We start from the raw sequence: 19,656 nt of genomic DNA on the forward strand, positions 1-19,656 counted from the left end.
ATGTTTTTATCCAAAAAAATAGACACACAGAAAAGCACCCTTTATACATCGGGTGCTTTCTGTGTTTTGTTTTTGTGCATTGCTTTTCTGTTTCCCGGTTTTTTCAAAACCAAACTGGGTGAGTGGACCCATGAAATCTTGGAGGTTTTTGGCGGGTTTTATTTGTTTCTGGGATTGGCTTCGGTTTTATTGCTCTTCATCATTGCATTTTCTTCCGTGGGAAAAAAAAGGCTGGGTACAGAGAAACCTGAATACCGATGGTTTTCATGGATTGCCATGCTTTACAGTACCGGAATGGGGGCAGGATTGCTTTTGAGAGCAGTACAGGAACCGGTCTATTATTACGCAAATCCTCCAAGGGAATCGTCCCTTTCTTCAGGTGAGTTCGCGCTGCAGTACACTTTTTTCCACTGGGGATTGACGCCTTGGGCTTTTTATGGATTATTTGGTTTGGTGATCGCCTATAATCTTTATGAGAAAAATGGCACGATCCTGAGTTCATCAATTTTAAACGAAAATTACCGAAAAACCATTTCAGCCACTTTGATCGATGTACTCACCATAATTTGCACCCTTCTGGGAGTGGTTGCTGCCGTGGGTTTGGGGAGCCGGCAGTTGCTGGGTTCTATTTCCTATTGGACCGGAGCAGAAAACCTGGCTTCCGGTCAAACGGTTTTTTTGGTGCTTTTGGTCTGTGTACTGGCTACGATTTCGGCCTTTATGGGTGTAAACAAAGGCATTCGGTTTATTTCCAACTTGAATATAGGCATGGCTTTATTGCTGCTGGTCTTTGTATGGATCGTAGGTTCTGAGTGGCTTGTGCTTGGTGTTTTGTTGAAATCAATGGGGGCTTATCTCCTTGAATTTATACCTATGAGCATCAATGTGGGTAGTCATAAAGTTTCCAATGCATTTCTTACCGATTGGACATTTTTTTACTGGGCATTTTGGCTTGCCTGGACGCCGTTTACGGGTGTTTTTATTGCCAGGATATCCAAAGGGAGAACCATCCGACAATTTATCTTGGGAACCCTGATCATTCCCGCTTTGGGGACTTTTCTTTGGTTTACGGTTTTTGGTGCAAATGCCTTCAGTTTGATCGAGGCAAGTGAAGTTCACTCCTCTAAATTTGATTCCATTTATAGCGCCATTTTCAATTTCTTTGACTTGTTTCCTCTTTCCACTTGGAGCAATGCCATCGCCACGGTATTGGTGTTTACCTTTTTGATTACCTCTGTGGATTCTGCGATTTTTGTCTTGAGTATGTTCAGTGATGAAGGTCGCACCGAACCAAAAAGGAGGTATCGGCTGTTTTGGGGATTGACAATAGCATTGTTTACCATTGCAGTGATCCTGATCGGAAAGGATCAATTGTTGGAAGCGGTAAGTCAATTGATGATTCTTTTTGCCTTACCCTTCACTTTTCTCTTTACAGGAATGGTGATTTATTTCGTTTATAAACTTTACACGACCACGAAGACAACATGAACAAGATAGAAGCTTTGAAAAATCTACTGCTGAAAACCAGAAAAGCCACAGAAGAAATCTGCGCCCCTTTGGAAGTGGAAGATTATGTCCCCCAGCCCATGGAGGACGTTTCGCCACCCAAATGGCATTTGGCACATTCAACCTGGTTTTTCGAGCAATTTGTATTGGTTCCCAATGATCCGGATTACCGTATTTTCTCTCCCGATTTCGCCTATCTGTTCAATAGCTATTATAACAATGCAGGAGACAGGGTGCTTCGTCCCAATAGGGGCTTGATGAGCCGTCCCCCGGTAAGGGAAGTGATCGCCTATCGCCAATATGTCACCGAGGCACTCCTTAAATTCATGGACAAAAGTGATCTTTCTTCTGAAATTTTAGCAGTGATCACCCTTGGTGTCAACCATGAACAACAGCATCAGGAATTGCTCGTCTATGACATCAAATATATCTTGGGCAATCAACCCACTTTTCCCATTTATGGGGATTCATTTTCCCTACAAAAAGAAAAAATGGAACGCACCTTTATCCAATTCAAGGAAGGGATTTACGCGATCGGGGCTTCGGAAGATGATTTTTGTTTTGACAATGAATGTGGTCAACACAAGGTGTTTTTGCACGATTTTCAGATTGCGGATACTTTGGTGACCAATGGTGAATACATGGAATTCATGGCTGCGGGTGGTTATGGGGATTTTAACCTTTGGCTCGCAGAGGGTTGGGATTATATTCTGAAGGAAAAAATCCAGGCTCCATTTTACTGGCATCAGCAAGATGAGAAATGGTTTCAGTATACTTTTCAGGGATTTCGGGAAGTTGAAAAGGAATTGCCCGTCGCGCATTTGAGTTTTTATGAAGCCTTGGCGTTTGCGACGTGGAAGGGGATGAGGTTGCCAACCGAGTTTGAATGGGAGGTGGCAGCAGATCGTCTCAATTGGGGGCAGCTCTGGGAATGGACTTACAGTGCTTATCATCCCTATCCGGGGTTCAAAAAAGCCCCCGGGGCATTGGGAGAATACAATGGTAAATTTATGATCAATCAGAATGTGCTGCGGGGGGCTTCGGTGGCAACTCCAAAGGGACACAGCAGAAAAACATACAGAAACTTCTTTCCAGCCTCTTCAAGATGGCTTTTTTCAGGAATTAGATTGGCAAAATAATACTTATGGATAACAATAATTTCAAATTGGATGTGTTCCAAGGCTTGAGTGCGGAACAAAAATATTTGTCTTCAAAATACTTTTATGATGACAAAGGGTCAAGGATTTTTCAAGAAATCATGCAATTGGAAGAATATTACCTCCCGGAATGCGAGACGGAGATCCTTGTCCAACAATCGGGGGAAATCCTCAGACAAATTCCTTTTGATGAACTTGATGTGATAGAATTGGGTGCCGGTGATGGAAGCAAAACCGTGGTTTTTTTGGAAAAAGCCATACAGATGGGAAAACGGCTTACCTATGTCCCGATGGATATTTCAGGGGATATTCTGGAGGTCAATCAGCAGCATGTTAAGGAAAGGCTTGGAGACTTGCCAGTGGTCCCAATGGCAGGAGATTATTTTGTCACGATCAAGGAGCTGAAAAATAGGGAGAAGCCGAGGTTGGTCCTGTTTATGGGAAGCAATATTGGGAATTTTCAAGGGGAAAAATCCATTGAATTCATTCGTTTTATCAATGAATTTCTAAAACCAGGAGATTTTTTTCTGATGGGAGTGGACCTTAAGAAAAACCCACATGTGATCAGGGCGGCATATAATGATGAAGGAGGAGTGACGAAGCGGTTCAATCTAAACTTACTGGAAAGGATCAACCGGGAATTGGGTGGTGATTTTGAGTTGGAGGCATTTGAGCATTACGGGGTGTACAATCCCTTGGATGGAGCAGCCTTGAGTTTTTTGGTTAGTTTGGAGGATCAGGACGTCCACATCGACGGTCAACAGTTTCACTTTGAAAAATATGAAACCATTCACACAGAGATTTCCCAAAAATACAGCTTAAAGGAGCTTGATCAAATGGCTGTGAAAACCGGATTTTCCTGGGATAGGCATTTTACGGACAGCAAAGGGTATTATTCTTTGAGTCTGTTTCGGAAGTGATATGTGACAAAAGTCATACTGAAATAACCAAAAATTGGTTTAAATTTAATCCAATGAAAGCCTTCTTAAAATTGATAGCCGTTTGTGCGATTTGCCTTTCTGTGATTTTTGGGTTGGTTTTTTTATTTCATTCCTAAACACACACTTTTATACTCAAATCATGAAAAAGAACATGGGAACTGCGGATAGAACCATCCGTACCATTATTGCCCTGATTGCGGCATACTTATATTTTGCAGGCGTTGTGTCCGGGCCTTTGGGTATTGTGCTCCTGGTGGTTGCGGTTATTTTCCTTTTGACCAGCTTGGTCAGTTTTTGCCCACTTTACACGCTTGTAGGGATCAAAACTTGCCCAACAAAGAGATAATACTTTAGGAAGTTTATTTGCAGATATTAAACCTTTGCATTTTTTGCTTGAGGTTTAGGCGTTGATTAACCGCATGTGCCATGCAGACTACATCTTTCCGGATGGTTGGATTCACTTCATTGGATGATGCAATTGGTAGATTTCGCAGATTTTCCGCTATGGTTTGGTCTTCCCAAATTGAATTTTGTCAAAAACATGAAGCAATCCCTATTGGATTGCTTTTTTTGTAGCATTTTTTACCAAATTTCACCAATGGTCATTTGACAAAAAAGAATAAATCCTAAATTGAAATTTTATTATCTCAATCAATGATTAAGCCCCAAATGAACATGAGCAATAACCGTAGAGATTTTATCAAGCTTGCAGGTCTAGGATTGGTAGGATCGGCTTTGCCAAATTTCGCCCAAGCGGAAACGCCCGAGCAAATTCTCTTTCAAAGTCAAAGAACCCATTCCCAGCTTTTTAATATGTCGGGGTATGCTGCGCCGAAAATTCCTACAGTAAGAATTGGAATCATTGGATTGGGGCAGCGTGGTCCGGGTGCCGTAGACCGCTTGAGTAAAATTGAAGGGGTGGAAATCAAAGCGCTTTGTGACTTGATTCCTGATCGGGTGGACAAGATGAAAAAGAAGCTTGAAGGAACCAAGCACCAGCCTGAAGGATATTCTGGGTCCGTGTATGCTTGGAAGAAGATGATCGATAGACAAGATCTTGACCTGATTTATATCGCAACACCTTGGGATTGGCATACTCCGATGGCCGTTTATGCCATGGAAGCGGGAAAGCATACGGCCATAGAAGTGCCAGCCGCCAAGACATTAGAGGAATGCTGGCAGCTTGTGGAGACTTCTGAGCGAACCAAAAAGCACTGCATGCAATTGGAAAACTGCTGTTATGATTTTTTTGAACTGATGACTTTGGGGATGGCACGTGATGGGTTTTTTGGAGAGATCATCCATACAGAAGGAGCCTATATCCATGATTTGCTGTGGTTGAATTTCAAGAAAGATAGCGAGGGTGGATACCAGGACATGTGGCGACTCAAAGAAAACTACCGGGATGGAAATCTCTATGCCACGCATGGCTTGGGTCCGATTTGCCAAATCATGGACATCAATAGGGGGGACCAAATGGATTATCTGACATCCTTGTCGAGCAATGATTTTCACATGGCTGCAAAAGCCAGGGAATTGGCCGAGACAGATCCCTTCTTCGGGTCTTTTGCTGAGAAGAAATATGGCGGCAACATGAATACCACAATCGTGAAAACCAAGAAGGGAAAGTCCATCATGATCCAACATGATGTCACTTCTCCAAGACCTTATTCCAGATTACATTCCATCAGTGGGACCAAAGCCTTTGCCCAAAAATATCCATCCCAAAATATTGCCCAAGGTCATGGCTGGATAACAGAAGGGGAAATGAAAATTCTGGAAGAAAAATACACCCCTGAAATCGTTAAAAAAGTGGGGGAGTTAGCCAAACAAATCGGAGGACATGGAGGCATGGACTTTATGATGGATTGGAGATTGATTGATTGCCTAAGAAACGGGCTTCCTTTGGATCAGGATGTGTACGACGCTGCACTTTGGTCGGCGGTTTCCCCTTTGAGTGAATGGTCCGTTTCCCATCGCTCCAATTCGATCGATGTTCCGGATTTTACCGGAGGCAGCTGGAAAAACAACAAACCAGTGGAGATTACGCTGAAGGGTGGGGGCACGACTAAGGTGATCGTATAGGTATTTTGACCTTTGAGGTTTTCTTTTAACCTCAAAGGTCTGAATTTACCACATAGACAGTTAGTGCATTTAGTTTTTCCAGTTAGAATTATTTTATCCGCTATAATTCATTTAACGCCATTATTTCAGCATAGACCAATTCTGTCTTTGCTTGATCTTTAAAATTCACAAAAATCGTCCCTTGATCTTTGGTACTGATCTTAACAAAAGGCCCTTGGAAACTATGCAGAAGCAGGCGGCACTTCCCCTGATCTTCTATCCTAAAAAAACCCTTTCGGATAGGTCCTAAGCCCAAGCCATTTGTTCGTGCTTTGATTGGAGGCATTTTGTTGATCAAAGAAACTGTTTCTACATTAAACTTTTCTATCTCTGTACCATACATTCCTGAAAATATCACCCTGTCATCGCTAAGCTCAAACTTGGATGGAATGACCCCATATACTATCATCACAGCAACCAAAGTGATTACTATTATCCCGATTAAATTTTTCAACTTAGATTTTACCATATTTCCTTCGTTTTGATCGAATTTCTTTGCTTTAAAAACCAAAAAAATCACCCCTGTCAAAATCACTCCCGGAATAAAATACCCTAAAAGCGCATGCTTACCTATCAACTTCAAAGCAAGATATCCAAAAATCACAAGCAAGCCCATCACAACAAATCCATTCCGCATAAAAGTAGATAAGCGTACTATATCCACTTTTTCTTTCTGTTTCTGCGACATCGTGTTGTACCCTGATATCAGATTTGGAAATGCTTTCACCAAAAATCCTATCCCAATTAAAAACAATCCAATATATAGTGCTATCATATTTTTAGTTTATTAGTCAAAAAATAGGTGTTTAGATAAGTAGCTTAATATTACCATTAATATAATTAATTATTACCGTGCTAAATGCCAATATGAGTTTCAGACCTTTAAGATTTGCGGGAACTTTGAAGGCGTAAAGGTCAGTATTATCATCCATTCTGTGAAGAGTATTGATGCTATCATGAAAGAAATTGCGATGATTTTCTAAAAAATTGAAATCTCAACAGGTTACGTTAGATTAAAAAATGTTTTAAAAAAAACAGTGTCCAAATATTTGTCATTTTGTTTACAACTGCAAATTGCTCTTAACCTAAATATCTAAGTTCCTGCGTTGAAGACAGGAAACACGCTAAGAGGTATTAAAAATCCTCAAAAGCAGGTTTGATATTTCCCCAAAAAGCGTCCAGGGCAATGATGCGGGGTTTCAAAAACGAGATGATCTCAGGCCAATCCTTCTGATCCATAATGTTCACCCCTTTTTTGACTTTTTGTATTTGGGAAATGACTTTCCCAAACGCATCCTGTGCATGGAGTTCCCAATCCCATTCTTCCCCAAGTTCAGCTGTCAAGAGTTTTCTGAATTCTTGAAATTGCTCAAAATAAAGTTGCTGTAAGTCCTCATCGGGATGTGTGATTTCAATGCCAATGGAAACAAAATCCTTTTCCGCTTTCATTCGGAAATTGATTTTCTTGATACCGGTTTTGTAGTTTTGCCAATTGACCCTAAGCCCTTCGCTTGACGGTACAGGCTTCATGTATTGCCCAAATACAGTCCAAAAATCTTCTCTGGTTTTTGCGGTTTCGGTACGTGAATACATGTGGATCAGTAACTTTTTGGGCTATCGGTGGTCAGGACGATGGTGTAAACGGCTGCCATTTTATTTTCTTCATCCAAAGAGTCGGTATTTTTCTGCTCCACGGTGTTGATCGTCATTGTTTTCGTGTTGGGATAGGCTTTGTTCAGGTACCAAAGGATCCCTTCGTAATTGTTGGAATGATAGGATCCATTGATGTGGAAGATGCTTTTTCCTTTTCCCAAAAAGTCAAACAGGGAAAAGGCCATCGTTGCATCTTTGACTGCTTGTGCTTCGATCATAAAATCCAAATTCATTCCCGAGCCATGCATCATGTCTTTCATGCCTGCATATCCTTTCAATGTTTTGTCCACTTCTATTGGCAATGGTGCTATGTAACGTTTTCCTTCATCAGATAAAGCGTGCAATGCCTCCAATCCTTCCTTGCTGACCAAGGAGGCATATTTTCTTGGAACATTACTTGCCACAAAGGGGATGTTGTTTTCCTTCGCCAATACCAAAAGCGGTTTGTAATCCCTGAGGTAATTGTTCCACAATTTGGCTTCCGCCTCAAAGGTTTTGTCTGTCATTTTGCCGGCAAACCATTCATCAATATTAAGCTGATCGTCTCTTTCAAAAAATTCACCTGCCAAAACCATTTCCTTTCCCCCCTTTTGCATATGTTTCATCAACTGCAGTTGAAGCCAATGCGCCAAGCTGTTGTTGTGAAGTTCCCCAAAAAAGACCACTTCTGCCAAAGCCGTTGCATCTGCCATTTGTTCAAAACCAACTTCCTTGCCCTCCTTGTCAAAAATCCGGTAGGGAACGATTTGGGCAAAAACATTCAAAATAAGTGTGTTTAGAAAGAGGAATAAAATCGACTTTTTAATCATAATCTTCTGGAAAGGAAACGTTTATTACGGAATAATTCACAACACCTCCCAAAGCGGGATTGTGCTTTTTAATAATGATGTTTACTTTTTGAATATTGGGATAGGCAATTAAAATATCTTTGATCATCAGATGGCCAAGATGTTCCAAGAGTCTCACCGGCTCCTGCATATGGGATTTTGCGATTTTGTAAAGTTTCCCATAGTCAACGGTATCCCTAAGACTATCCTCCAGCATGGCCTTTCTGAAATCAGTTTCCACGTGAATGTCCACCGTAAACCTATTTCCAAGTTTTTGTTCCTCTGCAAATACTCCGTGATAGGCATGGAATTCAATTCCTTCCAGCGATACTTTTCCCATTAGTCAAATTGATCAAAAAAGGAACCTCCTTTTTGGTTCTTGATATTTTCCTCATCAACTGGTTTAGCACTTGGCTTTTCTTGCTCTTCCATGATTTCTTCTTCCACTTTCACCTTGAATTTTTCCGGCTCCAATGTCGACTTGGCTTCAATTTGTTCTGAAATCTCCTCAAAATCCTCAGAGACAGAAATTGATTCTTCCTCCTCTACCTGAGCAATCAAGACAGTTTCATTTGTCTCCACGATGGGTGGGTAAAGTATATGTCTTGTCATTTCCTCTTCCTTGATTTCATTTGTTTTGGCCATGGAAAAGGCATTTGTTTTGCTCAATTCATGCACCAATCGCGCATGGTCCTGGATTTTGATTTTTTTGATCGACTCCTGGGATTGGCTGATGCTGTAGCTGAGATCCTCGGCTATTTTTTTGAGGTTTTTGATGGTCAATTCTCTTTGGTTGATCAAGGATTCATAACCATTGACCATTGCGGTGACATCTGCTTTGAGATTACCCATGATTTCGCGTCCTTTTGCTTCAGCGGCTTCTATGAGGTTATGGGATTGGGATTGGGCCTCATTGAGCATGGCGTCCGCATTTTGGTTTGCTTCTTGAAGGATCAGGTCGGCAGCATGGTTTGCTTCTTCGATGATACTGGCGCCGGTGTCCTCTGCGGTTTTGAGAGTTCTGAAAAGGGATGCTTCCACTTGCTTGAGGTTAGAACCTTCGGTTTCGCTAATTTCCAAACGTCTTTGAAGCTCTTTTTTTTCCTCTTCCATTTTTTCCCAGTCTTTGGAAAGGGCTTCCAAAAAGGCGGTTACTTCGTCCTTGTCATAACCTCGAAAGTTTTTTTCGAAAGTTTTTTGGCGTATTTCTGATGGCGTTATTCTCATGGTTTTATAGTTCTTCTAGTTCCCAAATGGAAATGCTTCTGTCATCACTGACAGAAATGATGGTTTGATTATATGTGCTCCAATGTACTTTGTTAATGGAGGTTCCGTGTCCAGCGTGCCGGGCTTTGTCGATTACTTTCAAGAGTTTGTAGCTTTCTGAATCCCATATTTTTATGGATTTATCCATGCTACATGTGATGAAATATTTTCCGTCTTGGCGAAAGGAAAGAGAATTGATAGCATACATATGGGCAACCACTGATTGGTCCAACGTGTATGTTTCTGTGTTCCAAATGTGAATATGGGCGTCTCTTCCTCCGCTGATCAATATACGTTTGTCGGGGGCATATCCCAAAGCAAAAACAGAATTGGTATGTTTTTCCAAGTGATGCAAAAGGGCATGATTGGTCAAGTCAAAAATTTTCACAGAATGGTCGCTCAAGCCCACTGCGAGTTGATTTCTCAAGGGGTCAACCGAAAATACCCGAATGCTTTTGTGACTGACCTTGATGTGCTTTTTGACTGCTCTTTTTTCGCGATCCAAAACGGTGATCATGCCATCTGCTGTGCCCACAAAGATCTCATTTTCATGTATCTGAATATCGAAAATGGAATGGTCCGTGATTTTTAGGGACCACAATTCATTGTTTTCATTTAAATCAATGACATGAATTCCTTCGAAATTATGGCCAACCAACAATTGGTTTTTTTCCTTGTCGACTTCCAAAGCATAAACGGAGTGGGGAAGCTTTGCGACCAATTTGCCGTTTTTTGGATTCTCCAAATCCCATTCCACTACCATCCCGTCACCCGAACCAGTGTAAAAATACCTTGGATCAGGTCCTTCTACCAGTGCATAAATACAATCATTATGACCTGTAAGTGTGTGAAGTTTATTAACTTTGATTTTTGACATATATTGCAGTGATAAGCAAAATAAACGCAATTTGGTCTATGCAAGCAAAAATAGAAAAAATTGGGCCTTTATCTGCCTTGGCGATTAATAATATTCAGGAAGTCGCAGGAAACGGAACCGAATTTTTGAGTTTCAGGGAAAAACTTTCCTTGGCCAATATTTCGCATCCCGAAAAAATAGTGGAGTGGAAAGGCGCACGGATAGCGATCAAAGCGGCATTGGATTGTATTTCATTGCCTTATCCTGGGTTTTTTAAGGATGAACATGGTAAATCCCAACCCATGGATGGATTTGGACATGTTTCCCTTACGCATACCAGGGGAGTGGCCGCCGCTATTTTCCATAAAGATATGCCTGTGGGGATCGACATGGATTTTGTCCGGGAAAAAATCGTCAGACTTGGCCCTAAATTTTTGGATGATTCGGAAATTGAGTTTTTGGGCACGGATCCTTTACTTCATACAATCGCTTGGTCTGCCAAGGAGTCTATCTATAAATGTCAGGGCAAGAAAGGAATCAGTCTCAAGGAAAACATCCTTCTTTTCCCGTTCAAATTGGAAGATAAAATCATCAAGGCGAAGGTTTATCAAAGCGATTTTTCAGATCATTTTTATCAAGTCAAAGTGGAACATGAGAAGGATATGGTATTGACCTATACCATTTGGTGATTTTGGCGGATTATTTCGTAAATTCGGTGGATTAGATCCCCTAGCTATGAAAAATTTAACCCTTCTCATTTCTATATTTCTCCTCTCTTTTTCTTTTAGCCAAGGGCAAAAGGTAGATGATTTTTCACTGACAGATGCGCTTTCCGGAAATACCTTTGCCTTGCAAAACCATGCCGAAGCCAAAGCGGTAATCCTGATTTTTACCACCGTAAGCTGTCCTTTCTCCAAATTGTATGAGGAAAGAATTCTAGACTTGAATCGGAGATTTTCCGGCGATGGTTTTGTTTTTGCTTTGGTCAACCCACATTCCGGTCAGGATTCCGAAGAGAATCCAGCGGCCATGAAATCCAGGGCACAGACACAGCAAATCAACATCCCTTTTCTAAGCGATAACAATCAGTCACTTACCAAACAACTGAACATCACCAAGCTACCCGAAGCGGTCGTCATCGCTTCAGGGCCCACTGGTTTTTCCATTGCTTATCGGGGAGCCATTGACAACAATCCCCAAATGGCAGCAAATGCAAATGTGAAATACCTTGAAAATGCATTGATCAGCATTCAGAACAAAAGAAATCCAAGCCCCGTCTCTACCAGGGCAGTTGGATGTAATGTGAGAAGATTGAATTAAAAGCTGGAAATCATGCTTCGATTATGGCCAGTAGTTCTTCTATTTCCTTCACCTTTTCCTCCTCATTGAGTTTTTTGAAAGCCACAATCAGGTTTCGTATCGTTCTCTGGATAATATCCAGATTGGTGCAGGGCTGAAAATATTCTTCCCGTGGCTCGATCTTCAAATGATCCAGATAGTTGTTGATATCTTGCCGGCTAAAAACCAAACCCTTGTTGAAAGCATTGATGTAAAAGGTCGTGTCAGTAGTTTTATAGCTCAGGACAAATAGGTTTGGGAGATTGATGCCGTATATAGGCAAACCCAATTTCTGGGCAACCAACAGATAGATTGCGCAGAGACTGATAGGATTCCCCTTTTTCGTCTCCATCACATTGCTGAGCATGCTGTTGCCGGGTGAATGGAAGTTTTTGGTATTGGCAGAAAATCTCAGTGTATTGAACAGGACACTGTTGATGATTTTCACTTGTTCATAAGGCAAAAGGTCATTTTTGAAAGCTGTCCAGACTTCGAAATAAAACTGGTGCATTTCCGCATTGATTTTATCGAATTCCAAATCCGGATATTGATACGTATTGATGATCCACAGTCCGGTAAGGAGATCCTGATCCGGTGAGTTTTTCCAATCCCTTAATCTTTCCTGAAGCAATGAGAATTGCAGTTGATGGACCAGTTCTTCTATTTCTTTCTGGATTTCGGGATTGAAACTGGTCTCCCATTTTTTCTCCAGGTAAGGGATAATCTCATGTCCCAATGAAATGAGCTTATCCCTCACATGGTTTTTTACCTCTCGGTCTGTGTCCTCCAATAGGGAAACAAGAGCATGTAGTTCTTTTTCTGATAGTTTTTCCATGTCTATTTATCCAAAAAATGATTTACCGGCCAAGCTCAATTTACGATTTATTTTTTTATTAAGTCTGAATAATCCCGACATTAAATCGCTCATTGATAGGGGAATGGTTGGCAGCCTCTATTCCAGTACTGATGATTTTCCTTGTTTCCAAGGGGTCAATCACGCCATCCACCCAAAGTCGCGCAGCCGCATAGTAAGGGCTCAATTCTTCATTGTATTTGTCAGTGATTTCTTTCAGCAAAAGCTCCTCGTCTTCGGGAGAAATGATTTGATCGGTTTTTTTCAGGGAAGCTACTTTGATCTGTAGCAAGGTCTTGGCTGCTGCTGCCCCACTCATGACGGCCATTTGGGCCGTTGGCCAACTGAAAATCAACCTTGGGTCATAGGCTTTTCCACACATCGCATAGTTGCCTGCTCCATAAGAATTGCCTAAAATAAAAGTGAATTTGGGTACAACGGAATTGGCCATGGCATTTACCATTTTCGCACCATCCTTGATGATTCCACCATGTTCGGCCTTGCTTCCGACCATGAATCCACTCACATCTTGGAGAAAAACCAAAGGGATTTTGCGTTGGTTACAATTCATGATAAATCGAGCAGCCTTATCGGCCGAGTCCGAATAAATCACACCGCCCATCTGCATTTCGCCTTTCTTGGTCTTCACCATTTTGCGCTGGTTGGCGATGATGCCTACCGCCCAGCCATCGATCCTGGCAGTGGTACAGATGATGGTTTTGCCGTAGTCCTTTTTGTATTCATCATGCTCGGAGCCATCCACCAATCGTGAAATAACCTCAAGCATGTCATATGGTTTTACCCGATCAACTGGGAAAATACCGTACAATTCCTTTTCGTTTTTTTCTGGTACTTTGCTTTCTTTTCTGTCAAATCCAGCAACCTCCGTTGCCCCAATTTTATCAAAAATCCTTTTGATGGCATCCAGACATTCTTCATCCGTATCGAATTTATTGTCTGTGACGCCGGATATTTCACAGTGGGTAGTGGCTCCTCCCAAGGTTTCGTTGTCTACAGATTCCCCGATGGCTGCTTTTACCAAATAGGAGCCCGCCAAAAATATGGAACCAGTCTTGTCCACGATCATGGCTTCATCAGACATAATCGGAAGATAAGCCCCACCTGCCACACAGCTTCCCATAATGGCGGATACCTGGACGATTCCCATCGCAGACATTTTTGCATTGTTTCGGAATTGTCTCCCGAAGTGTTCTTTGTCCGGGAAAATCTCGTTTTGCATGGGTAGAAAAACACCGGCACTATCGACCAGGTAGATGACAGGCAAGCGGTTTTCCATGGCGATTTCCTGGGCCCTTAGGTTTTTTTTGGCTGTCATGGGAAACCATGCTCCGGCCTTGACGGTCGCATCGTTGGCCACGATCATACACATCTTGCCACTCACCCGACCTATGCCCGTGATCACGCCCGCAGAAGGGCATCCCCCTTCTTCCAGGTACATTTTATCTGCCGCAAATGCGCCGATTTCAATAAAATCAGAATTCGGATCGATGAGGTAATCGATTCTTTCGCGAGCGGTAAGTTTGCCTTTTTCGTGCTCTTTCGCGATTCGTTTCTCGCCCCCGCCTAATTTGACCTGTTGGAATTTTTTGTTGAGTTGAAAAAGCAATTGTTTGTTTTGGTCCTCGTTTTTATTGAATTCAATATCCATTGGATTTATTTGGGTTTAGTTCTCTTCAGTCCGCTAAAATAAACTAATTTAAACCGTAAGAAAAAAAAGAGGCCTTTTAACATCGCCTTGACCCAAAAATTAAATCTGAAACATGCATTTGGTTTCCTGCTGGGTGTTGCAACCGGAAGGAAATCAGACTATTGATGGGACAAGACCCGATGCCGATAAGGTGAAGTCAAAAACAGGCAACAAAGACTGATTGTGAAGCAATTTGCGGCTGGAATGGAATTAAGAAGGCATCACACGGGGAAAAGCGGATCACTTGGAAGAAGCCTTGGTTTTACCAAGTGATCCATAAAAAAAGCAGCCTCCATTTGTCAAGCTGAATACTTGTCAAATGGAGGCTGCTTTTTACTCCGTTGATTCACGTTTCCATCCTTACATGGATTCAATTTCTTCCTTGTAGGCTTTGATGGAGCGAAAGATCGCCGAAGAAAGATAGGTTTGTCCATCACTGCTGTTGAGGTATTTCTCTTCTCCTGCATTGGAAAGAAAACCGATTTCCACAAGTACGCTCGGCATGCTGGTGGTCCAAAGAACGTAAAAAGGAGCTTGTTTCACACCTCTGCTGTGTCTGTTGACACGGTTGGTGAAATCATCTTCCAATTTTGAGGCCAAGGAAATGCTCCCTGCAAAATATGCCTTCTGCATCAAGTTGAACATCATATAAGACTCAGGAGAGGAAGGGTCAAAACCCTCGTAGTTTTCTTTGTAATCATCTTCCAATAGAATCACAGCATTCTCTCGTTTTACGATATCAAAGTTGGCTTCCATGTTTTTGTTTCCCATCACAAAAGTCTCTGTCCCAAAAACAGTTCGGTTTGTTGCAGCGTTGCAATGGATGGAAATAAATAGGTCGGCTTTGTTGCGGTTGGCGATATTGGACCGCTCTTTCAATTCCAAAAAGACATCTGTTTTTCTGGTGTAAATCACTTCCACTCCAGGCAGCATTTCTTCGACATATTTTCCCACTTGGAGGGCTACTTTGAGCGCTACGTCTTTTTCCTTGGAAATGTACCCTACGGTGCCAGGATCCTTGCCGCCGTGTCCTGCATCGATGACAACCCGTTTGAGCCGAAACTCAGGCGCCCTTGATCCAGTGGGGACAAATCCAGTAAATAATAGTGAAGTAGTCAATAATGAAATAAGGAGAATATTTTTAACTTTGGTGCGTTCCATACAGGTTAATAAGATTAACTTTGCTCGAGCTAAATTATAAATTTTTAAACAAATATAAATCAATCAGTGCGGAATAAAGGGCTCCATTTTCTTTCCATTATCATCTTTTGGGCCCTGCCCAGTTTAGTTTTCTCCCAACAAAGGAGCAAAAGAGTGGTGGAAAAACAGATTGTCGCTCCAGATACTGTTTTGAACACCAAGCCCTTGCTTTCTGCGGAGATGGATTCTCTCCTTTTGTCTCGACAAGATTCGATTCCTCTATCCGACACTACAAATGTAGTGCCGCGCGGGGAAATTCAAACCGAAATTAATTATTATGGAGAAGACAGTATCATAACGGACTTCACAGTCAACAAAGTATATCTCCACAAAGAGGCCTGGTTTGAGTACGGAAACATTCGTTTGGAAGCGGATTTGATCATCATCGATTGGGAAAAAAGTGAATTGTTTGCCTCCGGAGTGACGGATTCTCTTGGTAGTATCACGGGAAATCCGATTTTCAAGGAAGGAAATACCACTTATGAAATCCGCAAAGAGATGCGGTACAATTTTAAAACCCAAAAAGCCATCATCAAGGATGTGGTTACCGAACAGCAAGACGGACTTTTAAGAGGCGAAACCATCAAAAAAGGGCAAGATGGGAGTATTTATATGGATCATGGGTATTATACGACCTGCAATCTAGAAGAACCCCATTGGCATATCAGTGCAGCGAAAATAAAATCCATCAGAGGAAAAAAAGTCGTCACCGGCCCATTCAACCTTTATTTCAACGACATTCCAACTCCGATTGGACTTCCTTTTGGCATGATACCGGATACGCCCGAGGAGAAAGCTTCTGGGATAGTATTTCCATCCTATGGACAGGAACAGGTAAGAGGATTGGTGCTTAGGGATTTTGGATATTATTTTGCCTTCAATGATTTCGTCCACACCCGATTGACCGGAGATGTTTATTCAAAAGGGGGTTACGGTGTCAAGGCCGCTACGATCTATAAAAAGAGATACCGGTACAACGGTGGCTTCAATGTTGATTTCCAGAAATTCAAAAGTCCCGAAACTGAATTGAATCCCCTGGATTACAATACTTTCTGGGTCAATTGGCAGCATACTCCCGAAAGTAGGGGGAATTCCAGATTCTCGGCATCTGTCAATGCAGGAACGACCAATTACAACAACGTGGTCATCAATCCAACCAGCTTTGTGAACAACGTTCGTTCTGAATTCGCGTCAAACATCGCTTACAGCAAAACTTTTACCGGTACGCCTTTTAGCATGTCAGCCAATCTCAGGCATTCCCAAAATGTGCAAACCAATGAAGTCAATTTGATATTGCCGGATATTGCGATCAACATGAATAGGCAAAATCCTTTTCAAAATGTCAAATTTGAGCCGCTGAAAACCCTGAACATTGCCTGGAATTTCAATCTACAAAATTCGATCAACAACAGGATTACAGCACCCTTTGGTGTCCAAAATGAGGTGCTTCAGATCGGCCAGAACATCAATACCCAGCAGGATATTTTGCCTTTTACGCTTGCCAATCTGCCTCAACTGCTCAAGGACGCCAACAATGGCGCCAAAAACACAATTCCTCTTTCCTCTAATTTCACCCTTTTCAAATATTTTACCGGAACGGCCTCGGTGAACTATACCGAGCTTTGGTACACAGAAAAGATCAATTTTTATTTTAACCCAGCTGAAAACAGGGTTGATCGGATTCTTGAAAGTGGTTTCAATAGGGTAGGTTTTTACAGTTCTTCCTTTGCTCTGAATACCAACGTTTATGGTTTTTATAATTTCAAGAAGAATAAAAAAATAGAAGCGATCAGGCATCACATGAATCCTTCATTCGGATTTACCTATACACCTGATTTTTCCAATCCAGCTTTTGGGTATTATCAGCAGGTTCAAGTGGATAGTTCAGGAAGGTCTCAGGTTTTTTCCAGACACCAAGGTTTTATTTTCGGCGGGGCGCCATTGGGTGAATCAAGGTCCCTGAGCATCAATGTGAGAAACGTATTGGAGGCAAAAATAAAAACAGAAAGCGATACCGCTGCTCTGAGTACCAAGAAAATCCCCTTGTTGCAGACCTTGAATTTTTCCACAAACTATAATTTCGCCGCGGATTCATTCCAACTCGCTCCGATTAACTTCAATACGAGAACTTCCTTTTTCGACAATAAACTGTCAGTCAACCTTTCCACCACCTTGGATCCGTATTCCGAGATTTCCACCACCAATCCAGAAACAGGTAGAGTTACCACGCGAAGGTTAAATCAATTGGCTTGGAAAAATGGACAGGGCATCGGGAGGTTGCGGAATGCCAACCTTAACCTAAACGGGAGTATCAATCCTAGCAATTCCACAAGAGGGCCAGGCGAGGTTAGGGATGATATCACCAATGATTTTCTCCAACAAGGAGGTCAGATGAATGAGTTCGTGGAAAATGAAATTTCCAGGATCGTGGCAGATCCTAGCCAATACATCGATTGGGATATCCCGTGGAATCTGAGTTTTGGGTACAATATCAGTTACAATAGGCAATCCACAGGTGTTTCCAATATCACCCAAGCCATCAACATGAGCGGAGATTTGAGTCTTTCTGAAAAATGGAAGATAAATTTCAATGCGGGATTTGATTTTTCGACTGCTCAGATCACGCAGACCATGATCGGGATCGCGCGTGACCTCCATTGCTGGCAGATGAACGTGAACTGGATTCCATTCGGTAGGTTCACTTCGTATAATGTTGACATTCGTGTAAAATCCGCTATTCTACAGGATCTGAAGGTGTCCAGAAGAAGATCATTCTTTGATCGTTAATGCGGATTTGGCTTTCTTTTTATTTGTCTTTTTGCTTTAAGAAAAACAATGCCATTTCATTAGATTTTCGATCGGCTTAGCGGCATGGTCATGCACCTTGGACCACCCAGTCCCCGTGAAAGTTCGGAGGAGGGGATTTCCAAAACCTCTACCCCCATGTCCCTAAGAGCTCGATTGGTGTAAATGTTCCTGTTGTAGGAAATAACACGCCTTGGTCCGATGGCAAATACGTTCGCCCCATCAAACCACTGTTCCCGCATGGCATAATCCGGGTTCCCGTCAGCGGTATGGAGGATTTCCAGATGCGGGATTTCCCTTTCCAAAACCGTCAAAAGGGATTCATTCAAGATTTGTCTTTTGATATGGACTTTGTCATCTTGAATCTCTTTCAAGGTGTAAAGCGATGTTTGCAACACCGCATTCAAAGCATCGGGATAAGTGAGGACCAAGTTTTCATCTAGAATTGTGAAAACGGTATCCAAGTGCATGTATTGCCGTTTTTTTGGCAAATGAACCTCGTAAACCCTTTCTACTGTTCCTTCCGCCAAAAGAGATTTTGCGACATGGTAAATCGCTTTCTCGTCGGTACGCTCAGAATTCCCGATGGCAACCGCTTTTTTGGAAAGGACAATTATGTCACCGCCTTCGATACTGGCGGGGTTTTCATGTCCGTTGATAGGGAAAACCCGATTGACATGGTCCTTGAATTCCGGATGGTTTTCAAAAATGGTTCTGAGCAAATCTGCTTCGCGTTTTCTGCCCTCCATTTTCATACTCGAAAAGACCACTCCTCCCGGCGTCAATGCAATCGGATCCCTTTGGAAATAAAGATTGGGACTTGGAGGGATGATGAAGGCATAATCCAACAATTCCGTCCGCTGCAAGTTTGGGATTTTCTTTTTGAGTTCATGCACTTTGACTCCAGCAGTCAGCGCTGTGGCACATTCTGCGGTCGACAATCTCCCCAATATTTCATCTGAAAGATGAGACATTCCTGATTTGGAAAGGGCATCCTTCATTAGATTTTCCAATATGACCTTGTCTGAAATTACCTGCATCAAGAGTTCTCTTAAGCGATATACCGTTGCTCCCGTGCTGTGTTTGATAAGATCGGTGAAAACATCATGTTCTCTTTGCATCGCCTCCAAATAGGGGACATCCTCAAAAAGAAGCATGCTTTTGTTATAGGGTGTCAATCTGTCTATTTCTTTTCCTGGACGGTGCATCAGCACGGCCTTTAAGGTTCCAAATTCAGAGTTGAGGCGAAGATTCATTTTAATAATTTATGGCCGATTGATTAAATAATATTTAACAATAATATTGTTTTTTTATTAATTCAGCAATAATAATCAGGTTTATTTAAAAAATACAGAAAATTGGTTTCTCGGAACATGCTGGGGAAATACCCGAAATATTCGATAAAGAGTACGAAGAAGAACA

Annotated in this window: 18 protein-coding genes; 8 read left to right on the forward strand and 10 right to left on the reverse strand. The window is 42.0% G+C overall.

The genetic code is table 11. The features are described 5' to 3' along the window. From F824_RS0117660 to F824_RS0117685, 5 genes are all read left to right on the forward strand, one after another. The gene (locus tag F824_RS0117660; RefSeq protein ID WP_019599258.1) at positions 1–1,488 is read left to right on the forward strand and encodes a BCCT family transporter; all 1,488 of its coding nucleotides are present in this window, start codon (positions 1–3) and stop codon (positions 1,486–1,488) included. Beyond that, the gene (egtB, locus tag F824_RS0117665) at positions 1,485–2,645 is read left to right on the forward strand and encodes an ergothioneine biosynthesis protein EgtB (protein ID WP_019599259.1); all 1,161 of its coding nucleotides are present in this window, start codon (positions 1,485–1,487) and stop codon (positions 2,643–2,645) included. The genes F824_RS0117660 and egtB overlap by 4 nt, the downstream gene beginning before the upstream one ends. A 5-nt stretch (positions 2,646–2,650) precedes the next feature. Beyond that, on the forward strand, positions 2,651–3,583 hold the full coding sequence (egtD, locus tag F824_RS0117670; RefSeq protein ID WP_019599260.1) for an L-histidine N(alpha)-methyltransferase: 933 nt from the start codon (positions 2,651–2,653) through the stop codon (positions 3,581–3,583). Between the two features lie 160 nt (positions 3,584–3,743). Continuing rightward, positions 3,744–3,950 carry a YgaP family membrane protein gene (locus F824_RS0117675; protein WP_019599261.1) on the forward strand — a complete coding sequence of 69 codons (207 nt, stop codon included), beginning with the start codon at positions 3,744–3,746 and terminating at the stop codon, positions 3,948–3,950. Between the two features lie 329 nt (positions 3,951–4,279). Next, entirely contained in the window at positions 4,280–5,689 is a 1,410-nt protein-coding gene (locus F824_RS0117685) for a Gfo/Idh/MocA family protein (RefSeq protein WP_019599263.1), read from the forward strand. A gap of 100 nt (positions 5,690–5,789) precedes the next feature. Here the strand turns inward: F824_RS0117685 and F824_RS0117690 are convergent, their stop codons facing one another. From F824_RS0117690 to F824_RS0117720, 6 genes are all read right to left on the reverse strand, one after another. Next, positions 5,790–6,503 carry a DUF3784 domain-containing protein gene (locus F824_RS0117690; RefSeq protein WP_019599264.1) on the reverse strand — a complete coding sequence of 238 codons (714 nt, stop codon included), beginning with the start codon at positions 6,501–6,503 and terminating at the stop codon, positions 5,790–5,792. A gap of 359 nt (positions 6,504–6,862) precedes the next feature. Next, positions 6,863–7,321, reverse strand: a complete 459-nt coding sequence (locus tag F824_RS0117700; protein ID WP_026333783.1) for a DUF4268 domain-containing protein — start codon at positions 7,319–7,321, stop codon at positions 6,863–6,865. A gap of 5 nt (positions 7,322–7,326) precedes the next feature. Continuing rightward, positions 7,327–8,190, reverse strand: a complete 864-nt coding sequence (locus F824_RS0117705; protein WP_019599267.1) for a ChaN family lipoprotein — start codon at positions 8,188–8,190, stop codon at positions 7,327–7,329. Continuing rightward, positions 8,183–8,548, reverse strand: a complete 366-nt coding sequence (gene folB, locus F824_RS0117710; RefSeq protein ID WP_019599268.1) for a dihydroneopterin aldolase — start codon at positions 8,546–8,548, stop codon at positions 8,183–8,185. Before folB ends, F824_RS0117705 begins: the two co-directional genes overlap by 8 nt. Continuing rightward, positions 8,548–9,435, reverse strand: coding sequence for a DivIVA domain-containing protein (locus F824_RS0117715; RefSeq protein ID WP_019599269.1), 888 nt, complete (start codon positions 9,433–9,435; stop codon positions 8,548–8,550). The genes folB and F824_RS0117715 overlap by 1 nt, the downstream gene beginning before the upstream one ends. 4 nt (positions 9,436–9,439) lie before the next feature. Next, positions 9,440–10,351: a WD40 repeat domain-containing protein gene (locus tag F824_RS0117720; protein WP_019599270.1), complete on the reverse strand. Its 912-nt coding sequence runs from the start codon at positions 10,349–10,351 to the stop codon at positions 9,440–9,442. A 38-nt stretch (positions 10,352–10,389) separates the two neighbouring features. Between F824_RS0117720 and F824_RS0117725 the strand changes: the two genes are divergently transcribed. Continuing rightward, positions 10,390–11,019 (forward strand): 4'-phosphopantetheinyl transferase family protein, encoded by a 630-nt coding sequence (locus tag F824_RS0117725; RefSeq protein WP_019599271.1) that lies wholly within the window; start codon positions 10,390–10,392, stop codon positions 11,017–11,019. Positions 11,020–11,065: 46 nt separating this feature from the next. Further along, positions 11,066–11,650: a redoxin family protein gene (locus F824_RS0117730; RefSeq protein ID WP_019599272.1), complete on the forward strand. Its 585-nt coding sequence runs from the start codon at positions 11,066–11,068 to the stop codon at positions 11,648–11,650. A 10-nt stretch (positions 11,651–11,660) separates the two neighbouring features. Here the strand turns inward: F824_RS0117730 and F824_RS0117735 are convergent, their stop codons facing one another. The 3 genes from F824_RS0117735 to F824_RS0117750 form a co-directional block, all read right to left on the reverse strand. Next, positions 11,661–12,503 (reverse strand): transglutaminase-like domain-containing protein, encoded by an 843-nt coding sequence (locus tag F824_RS0117735; RefSeq protein WP_019599273.1) that lies wholly within the window; start codon positions 12,501–12,503, stop codon positions 11,661–11,663. 58 nt (positions 12,504–12,561) lie between these two features. Beyond that, complete coding sequence (locus F824_RS0117740) at positions 12,562–14,190, reverse strand: acyl-CoA carboxylase subunit beta (protein WP_019599274.1); 1,629 nt, start codon at positions 14,188–14,190, stop codon at positions 12,562–12,564. Between the two features lie 399 nt (positions 14,191–14,589). Next, the gene (locus F824_RS0117750; RefSeq protein WP_019599276.1) at positions 14,590–15,390 is read right to left on the reverse strand and encodes an N-acetylmuramoyl-L-alanine amidase family protein; all 801 of its coding nucleotides are present in this window, start codon (positions 15,388–15,390) and stop codon (positions 14,590–14,592) included. A gap of 66 nt (positions 15,391–15,456) precedes the next feature. Between F824_RS0117750 and F824_RS0117755 the strand changes: the two genes are divergently transcribed. Continuing rightward, positions 15,457–18,216, forward strand: a complete 2,760-nt coding sequence (locus F824_RS0117755) for a putative LPS assembly protein LptD (RefSeq protein WP_019599277.1) — start codon at positions 15,457–15,459, stop codon at positions 18,214–18,216. A 59-nt stretch (positions 18,217–18,275) separates the two neighbouring features. On the opposite strand, the gene F824_RS0117760 is transcribed toward F824_RS0117755, so the two are convergent. Then, positions 18,276–19,490: an arginine deiminase gene (locus tag F824_RS0117760; protein WP_019599278.1), complete on the reverse strand. Its 1,215-nt coding sequence runs from the start codon at positions 19,488–19,490 to the stop codon at positions 18,276–18,278. Positions 19,491–19,656: the final 166 nt, after the last annotated feature.

Origin of the sequence: Rhodonellum psychrophilum GCM71 = DSM 17998, assembly GCF_000381545.1 — a bacterium.
Classification (GTDB): Bacteria; Bacteroidota; Bacteroidia; order Cytophagales; family Cyclobacteriaceae; genus Rhodonellum; species Rhodonellum psychrophilum.

What these genes read in the sequence shown, in the direction of transcription:
- F824_RS0117660 (WP_019599258.1), top strand. Translation starts at nt 1, where the DNA reads ATGTTTTTATCCAAAAAAATAGACACACAGAAAAGCACCCTTTATACA.
- egtB (WP_019599259.1), top strand. Translation starts at nt 1,485, where the DNA reads ATGAACAAGATAGAAGCTTTGAAAAATCTACTGCTGAAAACCAGAAAA.
- egtD (WP_019599260.1), top strand. Translation starts at nt 2,651, where the DNA reads ATGGATAACAATAATTTCAAATTGGATGTGTTCCAAGGCTTGAGTGCG.
- F824_RS0117675 (WP_019599261.1), top strand. Translation starts at nt 3,744, where the DNA reads ATGAAAAAGAACATGGGAACTGCGGATAGAACCATCCGTACCATTATT.
- F824_RS0117685 (WP_019599263.1), top strand. Translation starts at nt 4,280, where the DNA reads ATGAGCAATAACCGTAGAGATTTTATCAAGCTTGCAGGTCTAGGATTG.
- F824_RS0117690 (WP_019599264.1), bottom strand. Translation starts at nt 6,503, where the DNA reads ATGATAGCACTATATATTGGATTGTTTTTAATTGGGATAGGATTTTTG.
- F824_RS0117700 (WP_026333783.1), bottom strand. Translation starts at nt 7,321, where the DNA reads ATGTATTCACGTACCGAAACCGCAAAAACCAGAGAAGATTTTTGGACT.
- F824_RS0117705 (WP_019599267.1), bottom strand. Translation starts at nt 8,190, where the DNA reads ATGATTAAAAAGTCGATTTTATTCCTCTTTCTAAACACACTTATTTTG.
- folB (WP_019599268.1), bottom strand. Translation starts at nt 8,548, where the DNA reads ATGGGAAAAGTATCGCTGGAAGGAATTGAATTCCATGCCTATCACGGA.
- F824_RS0117715 (WP_019599269.1), bottom strand. Translation starts at nt 9,435, where the DNA reads ATGAGAATAACGCCATCAGAAATACGCCAAAAAACTTTCGAAAAAAAC.
- F824_RS0117720 (WP_019599270.1), bottom strand. Translation starts at nt 10,351, where the DNA reads ATGTCAAAAATCAAAGTTAATAAACTTCACACACTTACAGGTCATAAT.
- F824_RS0117725 (WP_019599271.1), top strand. Translation starts at nt 10,390, where the DNA reads ATGCAAGCAAAAATAGAAAAAATTGGGCCTTTATCTGCCTTGGCGATT.
- F824_RS0117730 (WP_019599272.1), top strand. Translation starts at nt 11,066, where the DNA reads ATGAAAAATTTAACCCTTCTCATTTCTATATTTCTCCTCTCTTTTTCT.
- F824_RS0117735 (WP_019599273.1), bottom strand. Translation starts at nt 12,503, where the DNA reads ATGGAAAAACTATCAGAAAAAGAACTACATGCTCTTGTTTCCCTATTG.
- F824_RS0117740 (WP_019599274.1), bottom strand. Translation starts at nt 14,190, where the DNA reads ATGGATATTGAATTCAATAAAAACGAGGACCAAAACAAACAATTGCTT.
- F824_RS0117750 (WP_019599276.1), bottom strand. Translation starts at nt 15,390, where the DNA reads ATGGAACGCACCAAAGTTAAAAATATTCTCCTTATTTCATTATTGACT.
- F824_RS0117760 (WP_019599278.1), bottom strand. Translation starts at nt 19,490, where the DNA reads ATGAATCTTCGCCTCAACTCTGAATTTGGAACCTTAAAGGCCGTGCTG.